Source organism: Planococcus faecalis, assembly GCF_002009235.1.
GTDB classification, from domain to species: Bacteria; Bacillota; Bacilli; order Bacillales_A; family Planococcaceae; genus Planococcus; species Planococcus kocurii.
Map to the genome: position 1 here is coordinate 185,911 of NZ_CP019401.1, position 18,306 is coordinate 204,216.

Genomic DNA, 18,306 nt, shown 5'->3' on the forward strand with positions numbered 1-18,306 from the left:
AAATAGCAAACACGACCGCAACCTCTCAAAACCGGAGAGGTTGCGGTTTTTTCAAGCCGAATTACTAAGAATGTCAAATTGAGTAAAGAAAAATAAAATAATTTGGGTAATATTGCATAATGGTAAATTCCACGCTATGATCGACAAGAAACAATAAAACGATAGATAGTGAACGAAGGATACGAACTTTTCATCATCGCCTCGCTGGCGCGAAGAGACGGAGTCCAGTGAAAACGAAATTTTTCTACTGAATTCTTAAAAAGGATGCAAATTAGCAGGCGAAACGCATGAATTCACTAGATGCAACCTAAAATAAAATGTTTTTGATTCGGATCAGCTATCGGAGGAAGTTCATGACACAACTAAAAGAGTTAGAATCCCAAGTTCGCGAACTGGTGATGTTACTGGAAGCTTCTAAGCAGCTCAATTCAAACTTGGAAATGGGTGAAGTGCTGGAAAGCATCTTGCTGCAAATGGTACAAGTGGTGGGAGCCGAAGCAGGAACCTTGTGGGTACTCGACGGAGAGCGCCAAACAATCAAAGCGGACGCGGCGTACGGACCTTCTTCAGCGGATATTCTCAACATCGAATTAAAGAGAGATGAAGGCATTGTCGGCAAAGTGATCGAAACAGGCAAAGCCGAGTTGATCGAAAACGTCGCATGGCATCCAAACTGGGCAAATCGTGTAGACGACTCGAGCGGCTTTATCACCAAGTCGATGATCACCGTTCCGTTAGCAGTGAAAGGCAAAGTGCTTGGTGCTTTGCAGTTATTAAACAAAAAAGACATCGCTTTTTTCTCCGAACAAGACATCCGTTTAGCAGTAGCACTTGCCAACCAATCGGCGCTGGCACTCCACAACAGCCAAATGTACGACGAACTGCAGCGCATGCTGCTCAGCATGATACGAACACTGGCGAAAGTGTTGGATGCGCGCGATCCGTATACAGCGGGTCATTCAGAAAGAGTGGCGAAATATTCGTTGTGGATTGCCGAAAAACTCGGAATGGATGCGCAAAGCTGTGAAGAATTATACAAAGCCGCTCTTTTGCACGATATCGGAAAAATCGGTATACCGGACAACATTTTAAGAAAGTCTGAACGACTAACAACGGATGAATATACCACTATTAAACAACATACGGTGATCGGTGCAGGTATCTTGTCCAATATCGAACCAAAAGAAGCCATGGTTCATGCCATTGAAACGGCGTTGTCGCATCACGAGCGACTTGATGGCACCGGCTATCCACATGGCTTGGCAGGCGAAAACATCCCGTTGTTTGCTAGAATCGTTGGAGTTGCCGATGCGTTTGACGCCATGACCACAGCGCGTTCTTATAGCGCAGGTGCTTCTTTCGAGTCGGGAGTGGAAGAGTTGCAGCGCTGTAAAAACACGTTATTCGATAGCCGAGTCGTTGATGCATTTGCAGCGATTTTACAGGGCTGTAATTACCAAATCGAACAATACGAAGCAGGGCAGGGAAGAGGCTACCGTTTATGAATCAGTTTGATGTGTTATTGCTTGGTCATTTAATTGGAGACTTTTTACTGCAAACGAGTTGGATGGCCAAATACAAAGCGACCAAGTGGCTGCCGTTATTCACGCATGTGTCGGTTTACACAGCGGTGATTGCCGTCTTTGGCATGTTATCAGGCGGATTGTCTTTGCCCGCACTGGCGATTGTGTTTATTGGCCATCTTGTATTAGACCGGAAAACCTTCGTTATGTTCTGGGTGGAACGGATCCAAACCGCGAAAGGTCCAGAAAAAGTGTGGTTGTCGATTGTGGCTGATCAAATTTTCCATGTGATTTTACTGGCCATTGCCATTGCGATTTCCTAGGAGTGAAACGATTGAAACCGAAAACCTACGTACTTGAAAAAGAATACGCACTAGACCGGAAAACCGTTTGGCAATTGCTTGCGGACAACAACCGCATGAACTTGTCTATTGGCTTGTTTCCGGTCCGCTTTAGTCCGGCTAAGCAAGACGGAGCGGACGTGTTTTACCGAGAAGCTCATGCCAAAGTGCTCGGACTTGTGCCAATCAGTTGGCAAGAGTTTCCGTTTCAGTGGCAAGAACACGAGAGCTATACGGTCGAACGCCGTTATCTTACCGGGCCGATGAAGCATTATACGTTGACAGTCGAGCTATTCGATAACGCGGAAAACGGAACCCGGGTCAAGCTGACCGCTCGCTTTGTACCGCTTAACGTAATGGGCTACGGAGCGATTTGGGTAACCGCTCTGCCCGCTGTCAAAAAAATTATGGGGTATGTCGATGATTACTTACAGTCTGGAGCAACGACTGTTTTAGAAGCACCACAAAAAACAAGCAAGGCGAACATCAACTTACCCGAACTCGAGCGGTTATCGGCCCTACTCGCAAAGTCACCGGTCAACGGAGACTATGTGGAGTTGTTGCATCGTTATTTAGCGGACAAAGGCGATCACGACGTCGCGCAAATCGAGCCCGTGCAAGTCGCTAAGTTGTGGAACGTCGATTTGGACGAAGTGTTGCGCGTCTTGCTGTATGCCACAAAAGCGGGATTACTAAATCTCAGCTGGAACGTCATCTGCCCAAACTGCCGCGTTTCGAAAGTCGAACACGGTTCACTCGCACAGCTAGAGCAGCAATTTCATTGCGATTTATGCGGCATTAACTATGACGCTAATTTTGATCAGTTTGTCGAGTTGAATTTTTCAGTTCATCCAACGGTACGTCAAGCTTACGCCGAAGTGTATTGCATCGGTGGTCCAATGATCACCCCGCACGTTAAAGCGCAGCAAGTGATCGAGGGGGGCAAAACCGCGAGCTTTGTTATTCCACAAGGCGAAGACGCGCTACGTTTTCGTGTGCTTCAGGCAAATGACCATGTGTCTGTGAACAGTGAAATAAAATCAAACCAGCTTGTTTACACGGATCTTGGCTGGTCACACAGTTCAGTGAACGGCTCTCGAAACGTCGCAATCACAAACACCAGCAGCGCAGACATCGTTGTCGCATTAGAACATGCCGATTGGAACAAACAAGCAGTAACGGCCGCTAGAGTCACTGCCATGCAAGAGTTCAGGGATTTGTTTTCTTCGGAAGTGCTGTCACCCGGACAGAAAATCGGCATCAATCACGTGACGATCTTGTTTACCGATTTAAAAGGCTCCACACTGCTGTATGAGACGGCCGGTGACTCGAGTGCTTACGGACAAGTGCGCAATCATTTTGACTTTCTGACGGGTCATATTGCCCGAAATTCAGGCAGCGTCGTGAAAACCATTGGCGACGCCGTCATGGCGGTTTTCCATAAACCAGAAGACGGGCTGAAAGCGGCACTGGCGGTTCAAAAAAACCTAGCAGTGTTTAACAAGACAGCGAAAGAAAACTTGGTGTTGCGACTCGGCTTATACAGCGGAGCAGCCATCGCGGTTAATTCCAACGACCGCCTCGATTATTTCGGCCGTACCGTGAACATTGCCGCACGTATTCAAGCGCAAGGCGAAGGTGGGGACATTGTCCTTAGTAAAGACGTACTCGCGCTACCGGAGTCAGTCGAGTTGTTGAACAGCGCGGATGTGCAACTAGAAGAGTTTTCGGCCGAGTTAAAGGGCATCGACGTAGCAGTGGAGTTGGTACGGGTTCGGTTAGCGGAGAGATTTGTAATGGAAGAACGGGTCATTTGAGTGCTTTCCACTAGATGGAATCGATAAAAATTGATTGTCAATAAATGCCTCGTAAGATATCTTTATCTTACAAGGCATTTAGTTGTTACGGAAGGAGTCGGACATGAAAATTCAAACAGAACAATTCGGAGAAGTCGAACTAGAGGAAGATCGTGTCATTACATTTGATAAAGGCATTCCAGGATTTGAAGAGGTGAAAGACTATGTATTAATCCCAGCAGACGCAGAAGAAGAGTCGCCATTCTTTTTCTTGCAGTCGGTAGAACACGTGGATGTGAGCTTTTTCTTAGTTGATCCATTTACATTTTTTAAAGACTATGACATTAAACTAGAAGAGCAAATCGTGGAGCGGCTACAACTAGAAGAGCCGACAGATGCCATTGTTTTAACAACAGTTACAGTCAAAGGCGATATTAGTAGCGCCACAACAAACTTAAAAGCGCCACTTGTCATTAACAATAAAAAACAACAAGGCATGCAAATCGTCTTGAACAATAAAGACTATGCAATCAAGCAGGCATTATTTCAAACAGACAACACCGCTGCAAGGCAGGTGTAGACGATGCTAGTACTCGGACGCAAAAAAGGCGAAACCATCGTCATCAACGACGATATTGAAATTACGGTCACTTCGATCGAAGGCGACATGGTGCGTCTCGGCATTAACGCGCCAAAGCAAATCACCATCCACCGAAAAGAAGTGTATTTAGAAATTCAAGAAGAAAACAAACAAGCAACGTCAAATGTCATCAACTTGAGTGACTTTTTGAGTATGCGGAAAAAATAGCCTGGAGCCTGCAGAATTTGCAGGCTTTTTCTATGCCTAACGCGCCACGTTGACAGACTCAATTGTTCCTTAAATTGCGGCTGCCGCAGGGGCGTAAAAAATATTCTAAATCTTTTTTCAAAAAACACTAAACATTTGGTAAAGCCCTCCGATAATAATATATGTAAGGCAGTGCAAAAGGATTTGGACGCTTACAAAAAACAAAAAACATTACACGGAGGTAATACACAATGATTATCAATCACAATATCGCAGCACTTAACACACACAGACAAATGGGCTCGGCTCAAAGTGCACAAATGGGAAATATGGAGAAATTATCTTCTGGTATGCGTATCAATAGAGCTGCAGACGATGCTGCTGGACTTACAATTTCTGAAAAAATGCGCGGACAAATTCGTGGGTTAGAGCAAGGTTCTCGTAACGCTCAAGATGGTATTTCTATGATTCAAACTGCAGAAGGTGCTTTGAGTGAAACTCACGACATTCTTCAGCGCATGAGAGAAGTGGCAGTACAATCAGCAAACGGTACAAACACTGATACAGACCGGAGTGAGCTTCAAAAAGAGATTAATCAATTAGCTGAAGAGATTACGCGTATATCTACAGATACTGAATTTAATACTCGATCTTTGCTCGATGGTAAATTTGAAGCTAAGTTCCATGTCGGTGCTAATGCAGATCAAAACATTAGCCTTTCCATAAATAAGATGGATTCATCTGCTTTGAAAGTTGCTGGTAGCGAATCAGCAGAAGTAGAGCAAACAGCTGGTGTGATTAGAGGTGCTGCGGGTACTGAGATTGCAAATGGAACGTTTAAAGTTGTTGAAATTGAAAAATACGAAGGTACTGCTTTAACAGATGACCTGTCTGGAGGAACAATATCAACAGCAGCTGCTCAAAAATATGTAGCGGTAGACACGGCTGGTAATGCAGTAGCAACTAGTGAAGATGGAAAAGCGTGGGTCCAATATGGCGTAACAGACGCGAATGCAGCAAATAGAGACACTTTCAGCTTAGATGGAAACGTTGTTGCAGGAGGAAGCTTAACTATTGAAGATACTGGAGATACTGTAACCGCGAATGTTGGAATTACTGGTTCTAAATTAGAGGCAGGCAGCTATACTGTAGTAGATGTTTCGAAAAACTCTTCGATTTCAGGCGGTTTCAATATCGGGTTAGCTAATGCTAATGGAGATATTATTGCACTAGGAGCTACCAACTTATCGGGTGGCGTAGCAGGTTCAGCTGCGGCAACTACAAACTGGGTAGATGTTAAAGACACTAGTAAAGCTCTACTTACTACAACAGCGAATGCAGGATTAGCAACTGGTGAAGAAATTAAAGTTACTGGTAAGGGTATTGATATTTCATCTCAAGCATCTTCTAATAAAGCGATTACTATTATCCAAACAGCAATTGAATCAGTATCTTCTGAACGTTCTAAACTTGGTGCGATGCAAAATCGTTTAGACCACACAATCAATAATTTGAACGCGTCTTCTGAAAACATTACAGCTGCGGAATCAAGAATCCGCGACGTTGATTATGCCGAAGCCGCGTAAGCGAGTGGAGGTACAGTCGTCCTGATTGGTAACGATCAGAGATTACGACCGGGTGAATTGCTGGAAAGTCCTGATAGCTTTTATTGCCACAACGTAGTTGGAAACGACAAGCGTGACGGCCCTGAAAAAATAAAAGATTGGGCAATCAGCAGCCAAGCTCCTGTCTCGAAAGAGTGGAGAAGGTTCAACGACTAGGATAGACCATCTAAGGCGCAAGCTATGGTGATGAAATCCGTAGGTGAGGCAGTATACATCAGTACTGTGGATCCGAAGTGCCCGGCCCCTACTAACACTAGAGGGTGAAGATATAGTCTAGTCATTTATGAAAGTAAATGTTCGCACGATGGCGAAAGAAATGATGGAACAAACAAAGAACTCGATTCTTGCACAAGCATCACAAGCAATGCTAGCTCAATCCAATCAAATGACTCAATCAGTATTACAACTGTTGAGATAATTGATTCTAGGGCGTCTAACCGGGTAACGGGTTAGAGTATAACTGGGTGAATTGCTGGAACTTCCTAAAGCCCCATCAACCACAACGTAACTGGAAACGGTCAGCGTGACGGTTTGAAAATGATGAGGATGCACCAATGGATAATCAGCAGCCAAGCTCCTGTGAGGAAACTCTGGGGAAGGTTCAACGACTAGGATAAACCGTCTAAGGCAGAAGCTATGGCGATGAAATCCGTAGGGTGGCAAGCGCCATTCGAAGTGCCCAGCCCCTCAAGTGTGAGGGTGAAGATATAGTCTATTCTATGATCGAAAGACATAGCGGCAAAGCAAGCCAACCAAGCACCACAGCAAGTACTACAATTGCTACGTTAATTTTAAGGATCAAAAGGAGCCTGATTTTAGGCTCTTTTTTTTATAAGGAGGTAATCTAATGGATATCGCTGCGTTATCAATGGCAATGAGTCAGGCAAGCGTGAGAACTGAAGCGAATGTATCGATTATGAAGAAAACGATTGATCAAGCGGAAACGAATGGTCAAGAGGTTGTGAAGATGTTAGAGCAATCTGTTCGTCCTCATATTGGGAGTCGGATAGATATAAGAGCTTAAAAACCTGTAGTTCCACTCGATTTATTCGAGTGGTCTACAGGTTTTTTCTTGGAACCAATTCGCGCCGGTCGCTTTGGGGATGGCTCTCGCCCAAAGCCAGGAAGGTCACCTGTCTTTGGGCTTCGCCTACCCCGAGGACGCGCCGTCGCTAGTGTGCGGTTCTCCTTTTTCAAGAGAAGAAAATCTTCATCTATAGTTCGTATTTTGTAATACAAGAAAAAAGTGGTGAAGATGCTGCGAAACATACGTTGATTATCAAAGAAATTAAGCGATAGTGGAATAGTGCATGCCAGTTCTGTCTAAGAGTTTAATTTAAAGCATAATGTGGTTAACTGACTAATATTCAATCCTGTTTGGTTTCTTAATAGTATTAGGCTTTCTTTAAAGCCAGTTTCTATTTGTATTTGGTAAGGTTTTGTTTCGACTTGTGAATCTAGCAGTGTCTTAGTTTGCGGAAAGAAATGAACATGATTGTCGCTTAAAGATAACAACAGTGGCAATCTTTTATACTGTTCATTTATTTCAAAAGTAGGTTTGTGAATTGTTATATCACTAGGCAAGTAGATAGTCGTGCGGTTAGCGATTTTCTTTATAGTATGAGATGGTTTTCTTTTCCGATTCATTGACTCATGTATGTGAGGGTCTACCAATTTTAAAAAATACATAATCTGATACTGATCGTACAACAGAAGTCTGTTTTGAGCATCGATAGAAAAATGAAGATCATATCTTTTATTGAGAAAGTCGATAAGAAAGTGGTTTTCAGCTAATGAAAAACTATCAGTAGATAAAATGATTTTTCTTGGAATGCTATTTTGGAGTTTTAAGTGTCCATCGTCTTGATACCACCATGCCAAAGTCTTATTAGTAAAGTGATTTTCAATATAAGAGAAGGGCAGTTCTTTTTTTGAGTGAGGATACCATATTTCATATAACTTGCAAAGCTCTTCTGAAGTCCGTGACTGAACAATATAGCTTTCTGTGAAGCCAGCGATTGTACGTGCATCAATAATTTTTCTGTATTTAGGTGGATTTAGAGGTATAAAGGGTGAAAGTTGTTCAAAGCAAAATAGACTCCATCCAGTATCTTTTTTGCAATGAGTAAATTGAAAACGCGGTTTTCTACGAAGTTGTTTGGTTAAGCAACCATCTCCTAGTAATTTTCCGCAAAGCATATCATGCATAACAAAACTCCTTTCTTAAAGGAACTGTTGTTCTTAATTAAATATACATAGATATGATCTTAAATGTCTAATTTCATTCATAATATTCTGTTTTATAATAAAAGATTATTTCCCTCTCCCACAATTATCCTATTCTTTTTTCACCCGTAATCTTGTACACTAAACAAGATTAACTCGAGCAAAGGGTGTGACAACTGAATGACCAGTCCAATTTCTTCTAATTTATTTTTATATAACACGATCGCGACGATGGCGAAATCGATGCCGGCTATGGGACAAACTGGTGGTGATAGCAGTTCTATCGGCAGTTCGACAAGTCCGAGTACGTTTTTTGCGATGCTGATGAACGCCATGATGGAAAACATGGAACAAACAAATCCCGGCGTGACACAGCAAACAGGCGCTCAGGTTTCACTGCCTACTTTGACAACGCCGTTAACGGCACCGCTCGACAATTCTTATAACCCGGCCATTTCAATTCCGCCGCTCAATACGCAAGAAGTGCCAACCGCTGCAACAGATACGAGTGACTTGAAGTTTAAACCGACGCAATTTATCAAACTAGACAATACACTAGAAGGTAAATTAGATGGAACGGCCGCTCACTTTATCAATGCGGGGAAAAAATACGATTTGGATCCGAATTTATTGTCAGCGATTGCCATTCACGAAACGGGCAATGGCTCGTCACGCGCGGTTAACGACAAAAACAATGTCGCCGGCATGATGGGCAAAAATGGCTTGCGGAGCTATGCTTCTGTAGAAGACAGCATTTTCGACATGGCACGTAATTTGCGTCAAAATTATTTAAACGAAGGCAAAGACACCATAGCGAAAATCGGAGCGAAATACGCGCCAGTTGGAGCCGCAAACGACCCGACAGGATTAAACAACCACTGGACACAAGGTGTCAGCAGTCAATATTCTAAATTGACATAACATAGATTTTCGAAAATATGAGTGTGTAAACAAAAGAGGTATTGGGACGAACTTGTTCTAATACCTCTTTTTTATATTTTTTTACCCAGACGCTAGCGATGGCGCGTCTACGGGGTAGACGGAGTAAGAAGACAGGTGGTTTTCCTGGCTTCTTGCGGGAGTCATCCCCAAAGCGACCAGCGCGGTTTCATTTTCACAAACCTGTCTTATTTTTTTTTTACTTTTTTACTAAAAAAATCTGCTTTTCTGCCGATAACTACTATATAGAGCCCTTTAGTCGATCTGAAGGAAGAGGAGTGTAACCTACATGGAAATAACTAAATTGCCTTCGATAGAATTTCCGAGAGTGAGCGAACCAACCCCAGTAGTACCGAAACAACCCATCGCTCCAGAAGAAAACCAACATCAAGAAGCGGATCAACCCATTACGAAAGAAGCACTTACCGATAAAGTCGACAGCATGAACACATTTTTAGAATCAGCTCAGACCAATGTGAAATTTCAGTTTCATGAAGAAATGAATGTTTATTACGTTCAAGTAATAAATTCGTTAACAGAGGAAATTTTACGCGAAATTCCAAACAAGAAATTTTTAGATATGTATGCCTCGATGGCCGATATGGCAGGCCTCATGGTGGATGAGAAACTATAAGATCGGAGTGAATACACTATGCGTGTTGGTGGATTAGCATCAGGAATGGACACCGAATCAATTGTGAAAGACATGATGAAAGTCCAAAAACTTCCTTTAGATAAATTAATGCAACAAAAAGTATTCACGGAGTGGCAACAAGAAGCATTTCGCGATACCAACCTGTCGATGTCGAATCTCCGGACGAGTGCGAGCAATATGCGGCTTCAGTCGTCGTTCAACTCTTACAGTGCAACGTCATCAAACCCGACAAGTTTCACAGTCGCAACAACACCAACTGCGATGAGCGGTTCGTATAAAGTGGAAGTCGTGAATGTTGCGAGTGCGGGGAAGTTAAATTCAACCCTTGGCGTCAGTACAACAGCCGCTGATGGCAAAGTAAATCCAGCAAAATCGACAGACCAAATCGGCCTAGCCGGAAAAATAAAAGTCGGCACCATTGAAATTGAAGTAGCGAGTACGGATACGTTTGAAGGCGTTGCTAAAAAACTTCAGGATGCCACAGCAGCATCCGTACCAGCGCTTCGGGCAAGTTTCGATAACACGACATCCCGTTTTTTTATCGCCACAAAAGGAATGGGCAGTGAACAAGCTTTTACAATGGAATTTACGGACGCGAACGGAGCAGCCAGTACCGCACTGGCCGACAAAATTATTAATAACGGTACCGCTACAGCAACGGCAGATGGAGCTACAGATGGCTTGATCAAGTTTGACGGCATTGAAATTAAAAATTTAAAAACCAATCAAACCGTAGTGAATGGAATTACGGTCAACCTTCTGCAAAAAGGTGCTGAAACAATTGTTAACGTCCAGTCGAACCCTGAAAAGCCATTAGCCATGATCAAAGACTTTGTCGATAAATACAATGCATCCATCGAGACATTGCAAAAGCAAATCATTGAAAAACGCTATCCCGATTTCCAGCCTTTATCAGACGAACAGAAAAAGGATCTAACGGAAAAAGAAATCGAATTATGGGAAGAAAAAGCGCGCAGTGGCCTGCTTCGCAACGATCCAGTGTTAAAAAGTGCCATGCAAGATTTGCGTAGAGCATTTATGGACAAAGTATCCGGTATTGCAGATGGCAACATCAATCACTTGTCGCAGATTGGCATTAACACCGGCTCTTATACAGAAGGCGGTAAGTTGTTCATTGATGAAAAGAAACTGAGCGAAGCGTTGGCGAACAAACCCGATGAAGTGATGGCGTTGTTCACGACACGAGACGCTGCGGGCAACGGAGTCGGCGTTCGTGTCTACGATACCTTGAACGCCGTCGTTAAAAATCTTAGTGCCAAAGCAGGCAGTGCTTCGGTTAGCATTGACAATAGCACGCTTGCTAAAAACATCAAACAAATGGACGAAGAAATCAGCCGCTGGCAAGATCGTCTGACGCGTATTGAGGATCGTTATTGGAAACAGTTCACAGCCATGGAGAAAGCACTCAGTCAGGTGAACTCACAAAGCACCTGGATGCAACAAAGCTTATTCGGTGGCGCGTAATGATGACGTCCAAAACGATTATGTATGCTTTTTTGAAACAAACATACGATCTTTACGAAAAAGCGCAGCAGATCAATTCGCGCATGGAAGCAAACGAAGAAGGAATCGTTGAGTCGCTCGAAATGTTATTTGCTAACAGGCAAGAATCAATTCGGCAATTAGAGATATTCATGAAGCAAAGAAACTTTAAATGGACAGCAGAAGAACTTTCGATTATTGCCCAGTTAAAAGAAATTGATCAACAGCTCCAGCCACTGATCATTAACTTGCACCAATCTTTTTTTACGCAGATCAAGCGCATTACAGAAACAAAAGAAATATCCAAAAAATACAGCGGTGCTTATCAGGGGATGGTCACCGCCGGTTCATTTATCGACAAGCGCAACTAAACAAGGGGGAAAAAGCGTGGCAATCATCAATCCGTACCAAACCTACCAACAAAACTCAGTCATGACAGCATCACCTCAGGAACTAACGTTAATGCTTTACAGCGGCTCTGTAAAATTCATAAAACTAGCAAAACGAGCAATGAACGACAAGAACTTCCAAGAAAAAAACACCAACATCATCAAAGCTCAAAACATCATCCAAGAACTTCGCAGCACCTTAAACGCAGACATCGACATGTCGACAGATCTTGAGCAAATGTACGAATACATGTACAGCCGTCTACTAGAAGCCAACATGAAAAACGATTTAGAAGCATTAGAAGAAGTAGAAACACTCATGACAGACATGCGCAGCACCTGGAAACAAGCCATGGCGTTAGCCAAAAGCAACTAACTTCTAATCCGCATCGGGCTTAGCTCCTGGACGGGTCGACGCTTAGTACTAGAGTGAATGTAAAGCTAGAGCGGTTTCTCAGTACTTTCATAAAGAAATGAACTCCACTAGCTACCTGATAAATCAACCGCAAAAAAATTCCGATTTTTAGAAATAAGATATGGAGCAAAACAACGGAGACTCCCGCGGGATAGCGAAGTGGCGAAATCCACTCGGGCCCATAGCCCGAGTTAGTTCGACGCAAGCCCGCAGGAAAGCGGAGTTGTTTTGCGGAATATCCTCAACCAAGTAAAAAGTATGAAACTACACCCGCAAAAAGAAATGAGGTATAAACGTGGATAAGACGTCATGGATAGGAGTCATAATGGGATTTGCTGTGTTGATCGGTGGGATGATCTTGAAAGGGTCAAACCCGATCGCCCTATACAATCCAGCGGCACTCGTCATCATCTTTGCCGGCACCGTCGCCTGTCTGCTCGTTGCCTTTCCGATGGACGAAATCAAGAAAATCCCAAGCCTGTTCAAAGTAATTTTCAGCGATCAAAAATCAGTGTCGATCAGAGAAATGATTCCCATGTTCACGGGATGGGCGATGCTCGCACGAAAAGAAGGCTTGCTGGCGCTCGAAGAAAAAGCAGAAGAAGTAGAAGATGCTTTTTTGCAGCGCGGTTTGAAAATGGTCGTGGATGGCCAGTCGCAAGAACACATTCGCGACTTAATGGAAGAAGAAATCGCCGCGATGGAAGAACGCCATGAACTGGGTGCGAAAATTTTCGCACAAGCCGGTACATACGCCCCGACACTCGGTGTACTCGGTGCCGTTATCGGACTCGTTGCGGCACTCGGTCACTTAGACGACGTAGCGCTTCTCGGTAAATCGATTTCCGCCGCCTTTATCGCCACGCTATTCGGGATTTTCTCAGGCTACGTGCTGTGGCATCCATTTGCCAATAAGCTCAAGCGGAAATCAGAGTCAGAAGTGAAAACAAAAATGATTATGCTAGAAGGCTTGCTCGCTGTGCAAGAAGGCCTGCCTGTCCGCACCGTAGAAGAAAAACTATTAACGTACTTACCGACGAAAGACCGTGTACTTGAATCTGACGAGGAGAGCGGTGTTCAAGTTGAAGCGTAAAAAAAAGCATGAAGAACACGTCGATGAAGCTTGGCTCTTGCCTTATGCCGATATTTTGACGCTCCTCTTGGCGTTGTTCATCGTATTATTTGCGTCCAGCCAAGTCGATGCTGAAAAGCTAAGTGCTATTGCTAAATCGTTTAACAGCGAACTGCAAGGCGGTACCGGCGTACTCGATGAGCAAGCACCCGTTGAAAGTTTTGATACATCGCCAACAGCCGAGCTAATTGAAGATCCGCCATCAGGCGAAAGCCCAGAAGAAATTTTAGCCGCTAAAGATCAACAGGAACTGCAAGAGTTCCAAACAAGAATTGACGCTTATATTGATGAAAAAGGATTGTCCCCTCGTCTCCAAACTGAAATGACCGTGAAAGGCTTGATGATTACGATTAAAGAAGGCGTGTTATTTGAGTCGGGCAGTTCGGATATGCGAAGCGGGTCCGAGGCAATTGCGAGTGAGATTTCAAATTTATTGATTTCCGATCCGCCGCGGATGATTTTTATCGAAGGACACACAGACAATATTCCGGCAGGGACAAAAGAGTTCCCAACCAACTGGGAATTGAGTTCTGCACGCGCTGTTAATTTCATGCGGATTTTGCTTGAAAACGATGAGCTCGATCCGCAGAAATTCAGCGCTTCTGGCTATAGTGAATACCATCCAGTTGCCTCAAATGATACACCTGAAGGACGAGCGGAAAACCGCCGCGTGGAAGTGCTGATTTCACCTTATGAAAAAGAAACTGACGAGTAAGAGGTGTGACATGGGAAAACTAAAGAAAATTATAGGTGTGCTGATTATTGCCATCGTTATCGGAGGCGGAGCCGCATTTTACTTCCTGCAAAAAGATGCTGGAGCCGAAGAAGAAACGTCGTTAAGTGCCGAAGAAATAGCAGAACTAAGCATTGACACCGATATTATTACGACCAACCTAGCATCTTCCGGAAATTTCGGAGTGGTGCAGTTTAATATTTTACTGAGTGATAAGGACACAAAAAAAGAAGCTGAAAAACGGACAGCCGAAGTGCGTGCGGCTATTATTGCAACAGTTGCTAGTTTTACGAAGGAAGAATTGATCGGAGAAAGCGGCATTACGATGATCGAGGAAGAACTGATAAAGCGGTTAACCGAAGTTTTTGAAAAAGGTACAGTCGAACGTGTCTTAGTGACTGAATTTAAATTGCAATAATCACGAATTCCGCTAAACATTTTGTGAAATCTGCCGATATAAATTTATAGAGAAGGTCAGGTGGGTGCATATGAAAGCAAATCAGCTGGATAATTGCCGAATTTGCGGTACATTATTCTTTAAAGACTACACTGACTATTGCCTGGACTGCTACAAGGAAATCGAAGAAGAATTCAAGTTGGTCAACAATTTTTTGAAAATCGAAGCCAATCGCTTTGCGGATATTCAAGAAGTCAGCGAGTCGACGACGGTCTCTGTCAAACAAATTGCCGAATTTATTCGTGACGGCCGTATTTACGCAGAGGACTTCGCCAATTTGGGTTACCCGTGCAAGCATTGTGGTAAAGTAATCAAAAGGCAGATCCTGTGTAGTGACTGTTTCGAGGATTTTTCAAAGAAAATTGATGCGACATTAAAAAATGATAAATTCTTAGAAGAAACCGGAAGAAAACGAGTCAGGCCAAAGGTCAACGCACAGTATTGGAAAATACGGTGATCGAACGAAACTAAATTACACTAGAGGGTGGTGAAGGAATGAATATCGATAAGACCAATAGTTCTTCCTTTATTCAATCTTACCAAAAAATGCAAGTGGCTCCTGTTGCAAAAACAAAGCCATTGCAAAAAGAAGATGAGCTGCAAATTTCAAATGAGGCAAAAGCCATGTTCGAAAAAAATGCCAGTGTGGACATTGAAAGACAAGAAAAAATTCAGTTGCTGAAAGCTCAAGTGGCATCAGGTGAGTACCAGGTAGACGCAGAAAAAGTAGCAGATAAAGTGCATCAATTCTGGTTTGATAAATAAGTAAAGCGCGCAAAAGAGGAGGAGACGGATGCTGAACTTAGTAGTAAATACGCTGGACGAACTAATCAGCATACAAAAACAGCTTATCCGTTATGCCGAACGCAAGCAGACGGTGTTGATCGAACGAAAAGTCGATGAGTTAACCGAGCTTGTAAAAGAAGAAACCAAACTAGTCAAACAACTTGGCCAATTAGAAGACGAACGGCAGCAACTCGTAGCCGACGTGTTGGAAGAGCATCCGGGTTTAACCTTTAGCCAGTTTGCCGAACAAATTCCAGATGAAGAGATAAAACAAGAGCTCTACTCACAATTGACAACGTTACAAATGCTGTTGACCGAGCTTCAAGCAAAAAACAAAACGAACGAAAAAATTCTTGAAGACTCGGTAAGCTTTGTTCAACATATGATTACCCAAGTAACAAAATCAAAACAACAGCATTTTAATTATCAATCACCGGCAAATCAGCAAAAACCACCAACAAACAATCAAGGCTTTTTTGATACAAGAGCTTAGGAATTGTTAGAGAGCGGGGAGAATTATGGTTTCAACATTTCACGGCTTAGAATTAGGAAAACGCGGATTATCCGTCGGCCAGGCAAGCATTGCGACGACTGGACAGAATATCGCCAATGTTAATACAAAAGGCTATTCACGCCAACAAGTCAACTCAAGCTCGTCGCCATCTTTAGATATTTGGACAGGCCAAGGTGCTCATACAGGCCAACTCGGAACCGGTGTCACGATTGATTCGATTACACGTGTAAGAGACCGTTTTCTCGATCAGCAAGTACGCGATCATTCCGAAACACTCGGACAGTGGCAAGCCAAGCAAACAACATTGGACCGCTTAGAAACGATCGTCAATGAACCGAGTGATAGCGGCTTAAGTAGCGCGATGGACGGATTGAAGAACGCGTGGCAAGACTTAGCTAACGAACCGGATAGTTTATCTGCACAAGCCGTTGTAAAAGAACGTGCACAAGGCTTTATCGACGTAGCACAATCAATGAACAAATCACTAGACAGTTTGAAAAGTGAACTGACACAACAATCTACCGAAACAGTGGCCGAAGCAAACGGCTATTTAAAACAAATCGCTGAGCTCAACAAAAGCATCGTCCGCGATGGCAGTCAATCAAATGATTTAAAAGACAAACGGGACGCGCTAGTAGAAGATCTTTCGAAATTGATGTCTGTAAAAGTAGAAGAAAAAGCAAATGGCAGTTACTCGATTAGCCTCGCTTCCAACAACCAAGCGCTGGTCACAGGTGAAGCAGTTTCTGAAATCACAGCCGAGGATGCAACGAATACCCCTCAAAAATTTGGTGGGAAATTAGCAGGGTTGGGCGAATCCTTAAATACTGCAACAAAATATCAGACAAACTTAACAACTGTAGTTCGCGATTTTGTCCAAGCAAATGGCATGTCGGGAACGGGTGGCAAGGATCAAGCTTTATTCATTGGCGATGCCGCAAACTTTAAACTGTCTGAGCTAAAAGTGAATTACGAAGCAGATCCTTTGGAACAACAAGCAGCAACAGGAAAAACAATCGCCACTGCACAAAGTGATTTCAGAAAACTTGTCAGTCAACTCGGTGCAGAAAGTCAATCAGCGACCAACTCGGTTGCCAATCATAGTGCAGCACTTCAAGCGACAGAAAACCGCAGACAATCCGTAACGGGTGTTTCGCTCGATGAAGAAATGGCCAATTTGATCAAGTACCAGCATTCCTATAATGCGGCAGCGCGGTTAGTATCAATGACGGATCAAATGCTGGATACCATTATTAACCGAATGGGTAGCTAATAGCAGAAGCAACGTGGAGGGGAAAACATGAGAGTCACGCAACAGATGCTAAACCAGAATTCCATACGCAATATGAGCCAAAACTTGAGCCGCTTTGAAAAAATCAATAACCAAGTAGCGAGTGGCAAACTGCTTCACCGCCCATCGGACGACCCCAATGGTGTCAGTAAAGCGATGAACCTAAAAAGTACGCTTGCCACCAATGCACAATTCGAGCGAAACACAGGCGAAGCCAAACTGTGGATGGACGAAACCGGTCAAAACATCGACTCCATGGTCAATGCCATGCAGCGGGTGCGCGAAATAGCGGTTCAAGGAAATAATGGTACGTATTCAGAGCTGGATCAGACAGCAATGGCCGCTGAAATAGAAGAATTGACAGAGCACATGCGGCAACTGGCAAATGCTAAAGTCAATGGCAAGTCCTTGTTCAATGGTCAAAAAACCGGCGAACTGCCTTTCCCTGAAAAAGGAGACATGACGCCAAGTAGTGCGGACTTAGTCGCTAAAACCTTTACGATCGGAGAAGGCATCAGTATTCAATCGAGTGTTTTGCCCGAGCAGTTGTTTGGCGCTTCAGCTGATGCGGCGAACCTCTTTAACACATTGGAAAGCATGTCCGCCAATTTAAAGGCTGGAACTGCCATCGATTTGGAAAAAATTGATGCCGGAATTGACCGGTTGTTGACAGTGGGCGCTGAAAACGGTGCACGACAAAATCGTCTAGAAGCCGTTGAAAATCGCTTGCTTGCCAGCAATCTTGAAATCAAATCGATGTTGTCAAGAGTGGAAGATATCGATTACGCAGAAGCTGTTATCAAGCTAAAGAGCGAAGAAAGTATCTACCAAGCCAGCCTCGCCGCAACATCAAAAATCATCCAGCCAAGTTTGATGGACTTTTTGAGATAAGAAGTTATGCTGATATTACACAAACCAGCTCCGCTTTCCTGCGGGCGAGCGCCAAGCCGCTTCGTCGCTACGCTCCTGCAGGGTCTCGGCTGTCTCGCTTTCCCGCGGGAGTCTCCACTGGTTTGCTCCATATCTTAAATAAATCGAACTGGTTATTGATGATAAAGATTGCTACTAATCATTTGTTACCATGCTTCTTAGAAGAAAGAGCGGAAGGCGGCGAATCCTGGGGGATCAGCGCGAGCTGAAGACCCTGGACTGAGCAGAGCGAGGGAAGCGGCTGAAGCCGTCATAGCTGTCAAC

22 protein-coding genes are annotated in these 18,306 nt (G+C 43.8%); 21 read left to right on the plus strand and 1 reads right to left on the minus strand.

The window, feature by feature from the left end:
- Nucleotides 1–353 precede the first annotated feature (353 nt).
- The 8 genes from AJGP001_RS00975 to AJGP001_RS01010 all read left to right on the plus strand — a co-directional run bounded on the left by AJGP001_RS00975 (nucleotide 354) and on the right by AJGP001_RS01010 (nucleotide 7,096).
- A complete protein-coding gene (locus tag AJGP001_RS00975) occupies nucleotides 354–1,505 on the plus strand; it encodes a GAF and HD-GYP domain-containing protein (RefSeq protein WP_071154075.1) in 1,152 nt (383 codons plus the stop codon).
- Complete coding sequence (locus tag AJGP001_RS00980; protein ID WP_071154076.1) at nucleotides 1,502–1,846, plus strand: DUF3307 domain-containing protein; 345 nt, start codon at nucleotides 1,502–1,504, stop codon at nucleotides 1,844–1,846. The genes AJGP001_RS00975 and AJGP001_RS00980 overlap by 4 nt, the downstream gene beginning before the upstream one ends.
- Before the next feature lie 2 nt (nucleotides 1,847–1,848).
- Complete coding sequence (locus AJGP001_RS00985; protein ID WP_245830224.1) at nucleotides 1,849–3,681, plus strand: adenylate/guanylate cyclase domain-containing protein; 1,833 nt, start codon at nucleotides 1,849–1,851, stop codon at nucleotides 3,679–3,681.
- 103 nt (nucleotides 3,682–3,784) lie between these two features.
- Nucleotides 3,785–4,240, plus strand: a complete 456-nt coding sequence (gene fliW / locus AJGP001_RS00990; RefSeq protein WP_071154078.1) for a flagellar assembly protein FliW — start codon at nucleotides 3,785–3,787, stop codon at nucleotides 4,238–4,240.
- Between the two features lie 3 nt (nucleotides 4,241–4,243).
- Nucleotides 4,244–4,468, plus strand: a complete 225-nt coding sequence (gene csrA / locus AJGP001_RS00995; protein ID WP_008431704.1) for a carbon storage regulator CsrA — start codon at nucleotides 4,244–4,246, stop codon at nucleotides 4,466–4,468.
- Between the two features lie 230 nt (nucleotides 4,469–4,698).
- Entirely contained in the window at nucleotides 4,699–6,033 is a 1,335-nt protein-coding gene (locus AJGP001_RS17675) for a flagellin N-terminal helical domain-containing protein (RefSeq protein WP_071154079.1), read from the plus strand.
- A gap of 322 nt (nucleotides 6,034–6,355) precedes the next feature.
- Nucleotides 6,356–6,490, plus strand: coding sequence for a flagellin (locus tag AJGP001_RS01005; RefSeq protein WP_038702006.1), 135 nt, complete (start codon nucleotides 6,356–6,358; stop codon nucleotides 6,488–6,490).
- A 429-nt stretch (nucleotides 6,491–6,919) separates the two neighbouring features.
- Nucleotides 6,920–7,096, plus strand: a complete 177-nt coding sequence (locus tag AJGP001_RS01010) for a YjfB family protein (protein ID WP_071154080.1) — start codon at nucleotides 6,920–6,922, stop codon at nucleotides 7,094–7,096.
- Between the two features lie 299 nt (nucleotides 7,097–7,395).
- Here the strand turns inward: AJGP001_RS01010 and AJGP001_RS01015 are convergent, their stop codons facing one another.
- Nucleotides 7,396–8,280 (minus strand): hypothetical protein, encoded by an 885-nt coding sequence (locus tag AJGP001_RS01015; protein WP_071154081.1) that lies wholly within the window; start codon nucleotides 8,278–8,280, stop codon nucleotides 7,396–7,398.
- Between the two features lie 198 nt (nucleotides 8,281–8,478).
- Here AJGP001_RS01015 and AJGP001_RS01020 point away from each other — a divergent pair, with 198 nt between their 5' ends.
- The 13 genes from AJGP001_RS01020 to flgL all read left to right on the plus strand — a co-directional run bounded on the left by AJGP001_RS01020 (nucleotide 8,479) and on the right by flgL (nucleotide 18,003).
- Entirely contained in the window at nucleotides 8,479–9,219 is a 741-nt protein-coding gene (locus AJGP001_RS01020; protein ID WP_071154082.1) for a glucosaminidase domain-containing protein, read from the plus strand.
- A 307-nt stretch (nucleotides 9,220–9,526) separates the two neighbouring features.
- On the plus strand, nucleotides 9,527–9,871 hold the full coding sequence (gene flaG, locus AJGP001_RS01025) for a flagellar protein FlaG (RefSeq protein ID WP_071154083.1): 345 nt from the start codon (nucleotides 9,527–9,529) through the stop codon (nucleotides 9,869–9,871).
- Between the two features lie 18 nt (nucleotides 9,872–9,889).
- A complete protein-coding gene (fliD, locus tag AJGP001_RS01030) occupies nucleotides 9,890–11,377 on the plus strand; it encodes a flagellar filament capping protein FliD (protein WP_071154084.1) in 1,488 nt (495 codons plus the stop codon).
- Nucleotides 11,377–11,766, plus strand: coding sequence for a hypothetical protein (locus AJGP001_RS01035; RefSeq protein ID WP_058386680.1), 390 nt, complete (start codon nucleotides 11,377–11,379; stop codon nucleotides 11,764–11,766). Before fliD ends, AJGP001_RS01035 begins: the two co-directional genes overlap by 1 nt.
- Nucleotides 11,767–11,782: 16 nt before the next feature.
- Complete coding sequence (fliS, locus tag AJGP001_RS01040) at nucleotides 11,783–12,160, plus strand: flagellar export chaperone FliS (protein WP_071154085.1); 378 nt, start codon at nucleotides 11,783–11,785, stop codon at nucleotides 12,158–12,160.
- Nucleotides 12,161–12,494: 334 nt separating this feature from the next.
- On the plus strand, nucleotides 12,495–13,292 hold the full coding sequence (gene motA / locus AJGP001_RS01045) for a flagellar motor stator protein MotA (RefSeq protein WP_078080042.1): 798 nt from the start codon (nucleotides 12,495–12,497) through the stop codon (nucleotides 13,290–13,292).
- Nucleotides 13,282–14,046 carry a flagellar motor protein MotB gene (motB, locus tag AJGP001_RS01050; protein WP_078080044.1) on the plus strand — a complete coding sequence of 255 codons (765 nt, stop codon included), beginning with the start codon at nucleotides 13,282–13,284 and terminating at the stop codon, nucleotides 14,044–14,046. Before motA ends, motB begins: the two co-directional genes overlap by 11 nt.
- A gap of 10 nt (nucleotides 14,047–14,056) precedes the next feature.
- The gene (locus AJGP001_RS01055; RefSeq protein WP_071154087.1) at nucleotides 14,057–14,482 is read left to right on the plus strand and encodes a flagellar basal body-associated FliL family protein; all 426 of its coding nucleotides are present in this window, start codon (nucleotides 14,057–14,059) and stop codon (nucleotides 14,480–14,482) included.
- A gap of 70 nt (nucleotides 14,483–14,552) precedes the next feature.
- The gene (locus AJGP001_RS01060; protein WP_071154088.1) at nucleotides 14,553–14,978 is read left to right on the plus strand and encodes a flagellar protein; all 426 of its coding nucleotides are present in this window, start codon (nucleotides 14,553–14,555) and stop codon (nucleotides 14,976–14,978) included.
- Between the two features lie 38 nt (nucleotides 14,979–15,016).
- A complete protein-coding gene (gene flgM, locus AJGP001_RS01065) occupies nucleotides 15,017–15,286 on the plus strand; it encodes a flagellar biosynthesis anti-sigma factor FlgM (protein ID WP_071154089.1) in 270 nt (89 codons plus the stop codon).
- A 28-nt stretch (nucleotides 15,287–15,314) separates the two neighbouring features.
- The gene (locus tag AJGP001_RS01070) at nucleotides 15,315–15,800 is read left to right on the plus strand and encodes a flagellar protein FlgN (protein WP_071154090.1); all 486 of its coding nucleotides are present in this window, start codon (nucleotides 15,315–15,317) and stop codon (nucleotides 15,798–15,800) included.
- Nucleotides 15,801–15,825: 25 nt separating this feature from the next.
- Entirely contained in the window at nucleotides 15,826–17,094 is a 1,269-nt protein-coding gene (gene flgK, locus AJGP001_RS01075; protein ID WP_071154091.1) for a flagellar hook-associated protein FlgK, read from the plus strand.
- 27 nt (nucleotides 17,095–17,121) lie between these two features.
- On the plus strand, nucleotides 17,122–18,003 hold the full coding sequence (flgL, locus tag AJGP001_RS01080) for a flagellar hook-associated protein FlgL (protein ID WP_071154092.1): 882 nt from the start codon (nucleotides 17,122–17,124) through the stop codon (nucleotides 18,001–18,003).
- Nucleotides 18,004–18,306 lie beyond the last annotated feature (303 nt).

Coding starts and splice junctions, on each gene's coding strand:
- AJGP001_RS01060 (WP_071154088.1), top strand. CDS start 14,553: ATGAAAGCAAATCAGCTGGATAATTGCCGAATTTGCGGTACATTATTC.
- AJGP001_RS01005 (WP_038702006.1), top strand. CDS start 6,356: ATGAAAGTAAATGTTCGCACGATGGCGAAAGAAATGATGGAACAAACA.
- flgK (WP_071154091.1), top strand. CDS start 15,826: ATGGTTTCAACATTTCACGGCTTAGAATTAGGAAAACGCGGATTATCC.
- flgL (WP_071154092.1), top strand. CDS start 17,122: ATGAGAGTCACGCAACAGATGCTAAACCAGAATTCCATACGCAATATG.
- AJGP001_RS00975 (WP_071154075.1), top strand. CDS start 354: ATGACACAACTAAAAGAGTTAGAATCCCAAGTTCGCGAACTGGTGATG.
- csrA (WP_008431704.1), top strand. CDS start 4,244: ATGCTAGTACTCGGACGCAAAAAAGGCGAAACCATCGTCATCAACGAC.
- AJGP001_RS17675 (WP_071154079.1), top strand. CDS start 4,699: ATGATTATCAATCACAATATCGCAGCACTTAACACACACAGACAAATG.
- flgM (WP_071154089.1), top strand. CDS start 15,017: ATGAATATCGATAAGACCAATAGTTCTTCCTTTATTCAATCTTACCAA.
- AJGP001_RS01020 (WP_071154082.1), top strand. CDS start 8,479: ATGACCAGTCCAATTTCTTCTAATTTATTTTTATATAACACGATCGCG.
- AJGP001_RS01010 (WP_071154080.1), top strand. CDS start 6,920: ATGGATATCGCTGCGTTATCAATGGCAATGAGTCAGGCAAGCGTGAGA.
- AJGP001_RS01035 (WP_058386680.1), top strand. CDS start 11,377: ATGATGACGTCCAAAACGATTATGTATGCTTTTTTGAAACAAACATAC.
- AJGP001_RS00980 (WP_071154076.1), top strand. CDS start 1,502: ATGAATCAGTTTGATGTGTTATTGCTTGGTCATTTAATTGGAGACTTT.
- AJGP001_RS01070 (WP_071154090.1), top strand. CDS start 15,315: ATGCTGAACTTAGTAGTAAATACGCTGGACGAACTAATCAGCATACAA.
- fliW (WP_071154078.1), top strand. CDS start 3,785: ATGAAAATTCAAACAGAACAATTCGGAGAAGTCGAACTAGAGGAAGAT.
- AJGP001_RS01055 (WP_071154087.1), top strand. CDS start 14,057: ATGGGAAAACTAAAGAAAATTATAGGTGTGCTGATTATTGCCATCGTT.
- fliD (WP_071154084.1), top strand. CDS start 9,890: ATGCGTGTTGGTGGATTAGCATCAGGAATGGACACCGAATCAATTGTG.
- AJGP001_RS01015 (WP_071154081.1), bottom strand. CDS start 8,280: ATGCATGATATGCTTTGCGGAAAATTACTAGGAGATGGTTGCTTAACC.
- flaG (WP_071154083.1), top strand. CDS start 9,527: ATGGAAATAACTAAATTGCCTTCGATAGAATTTCCGAGAGTGAGCGAA.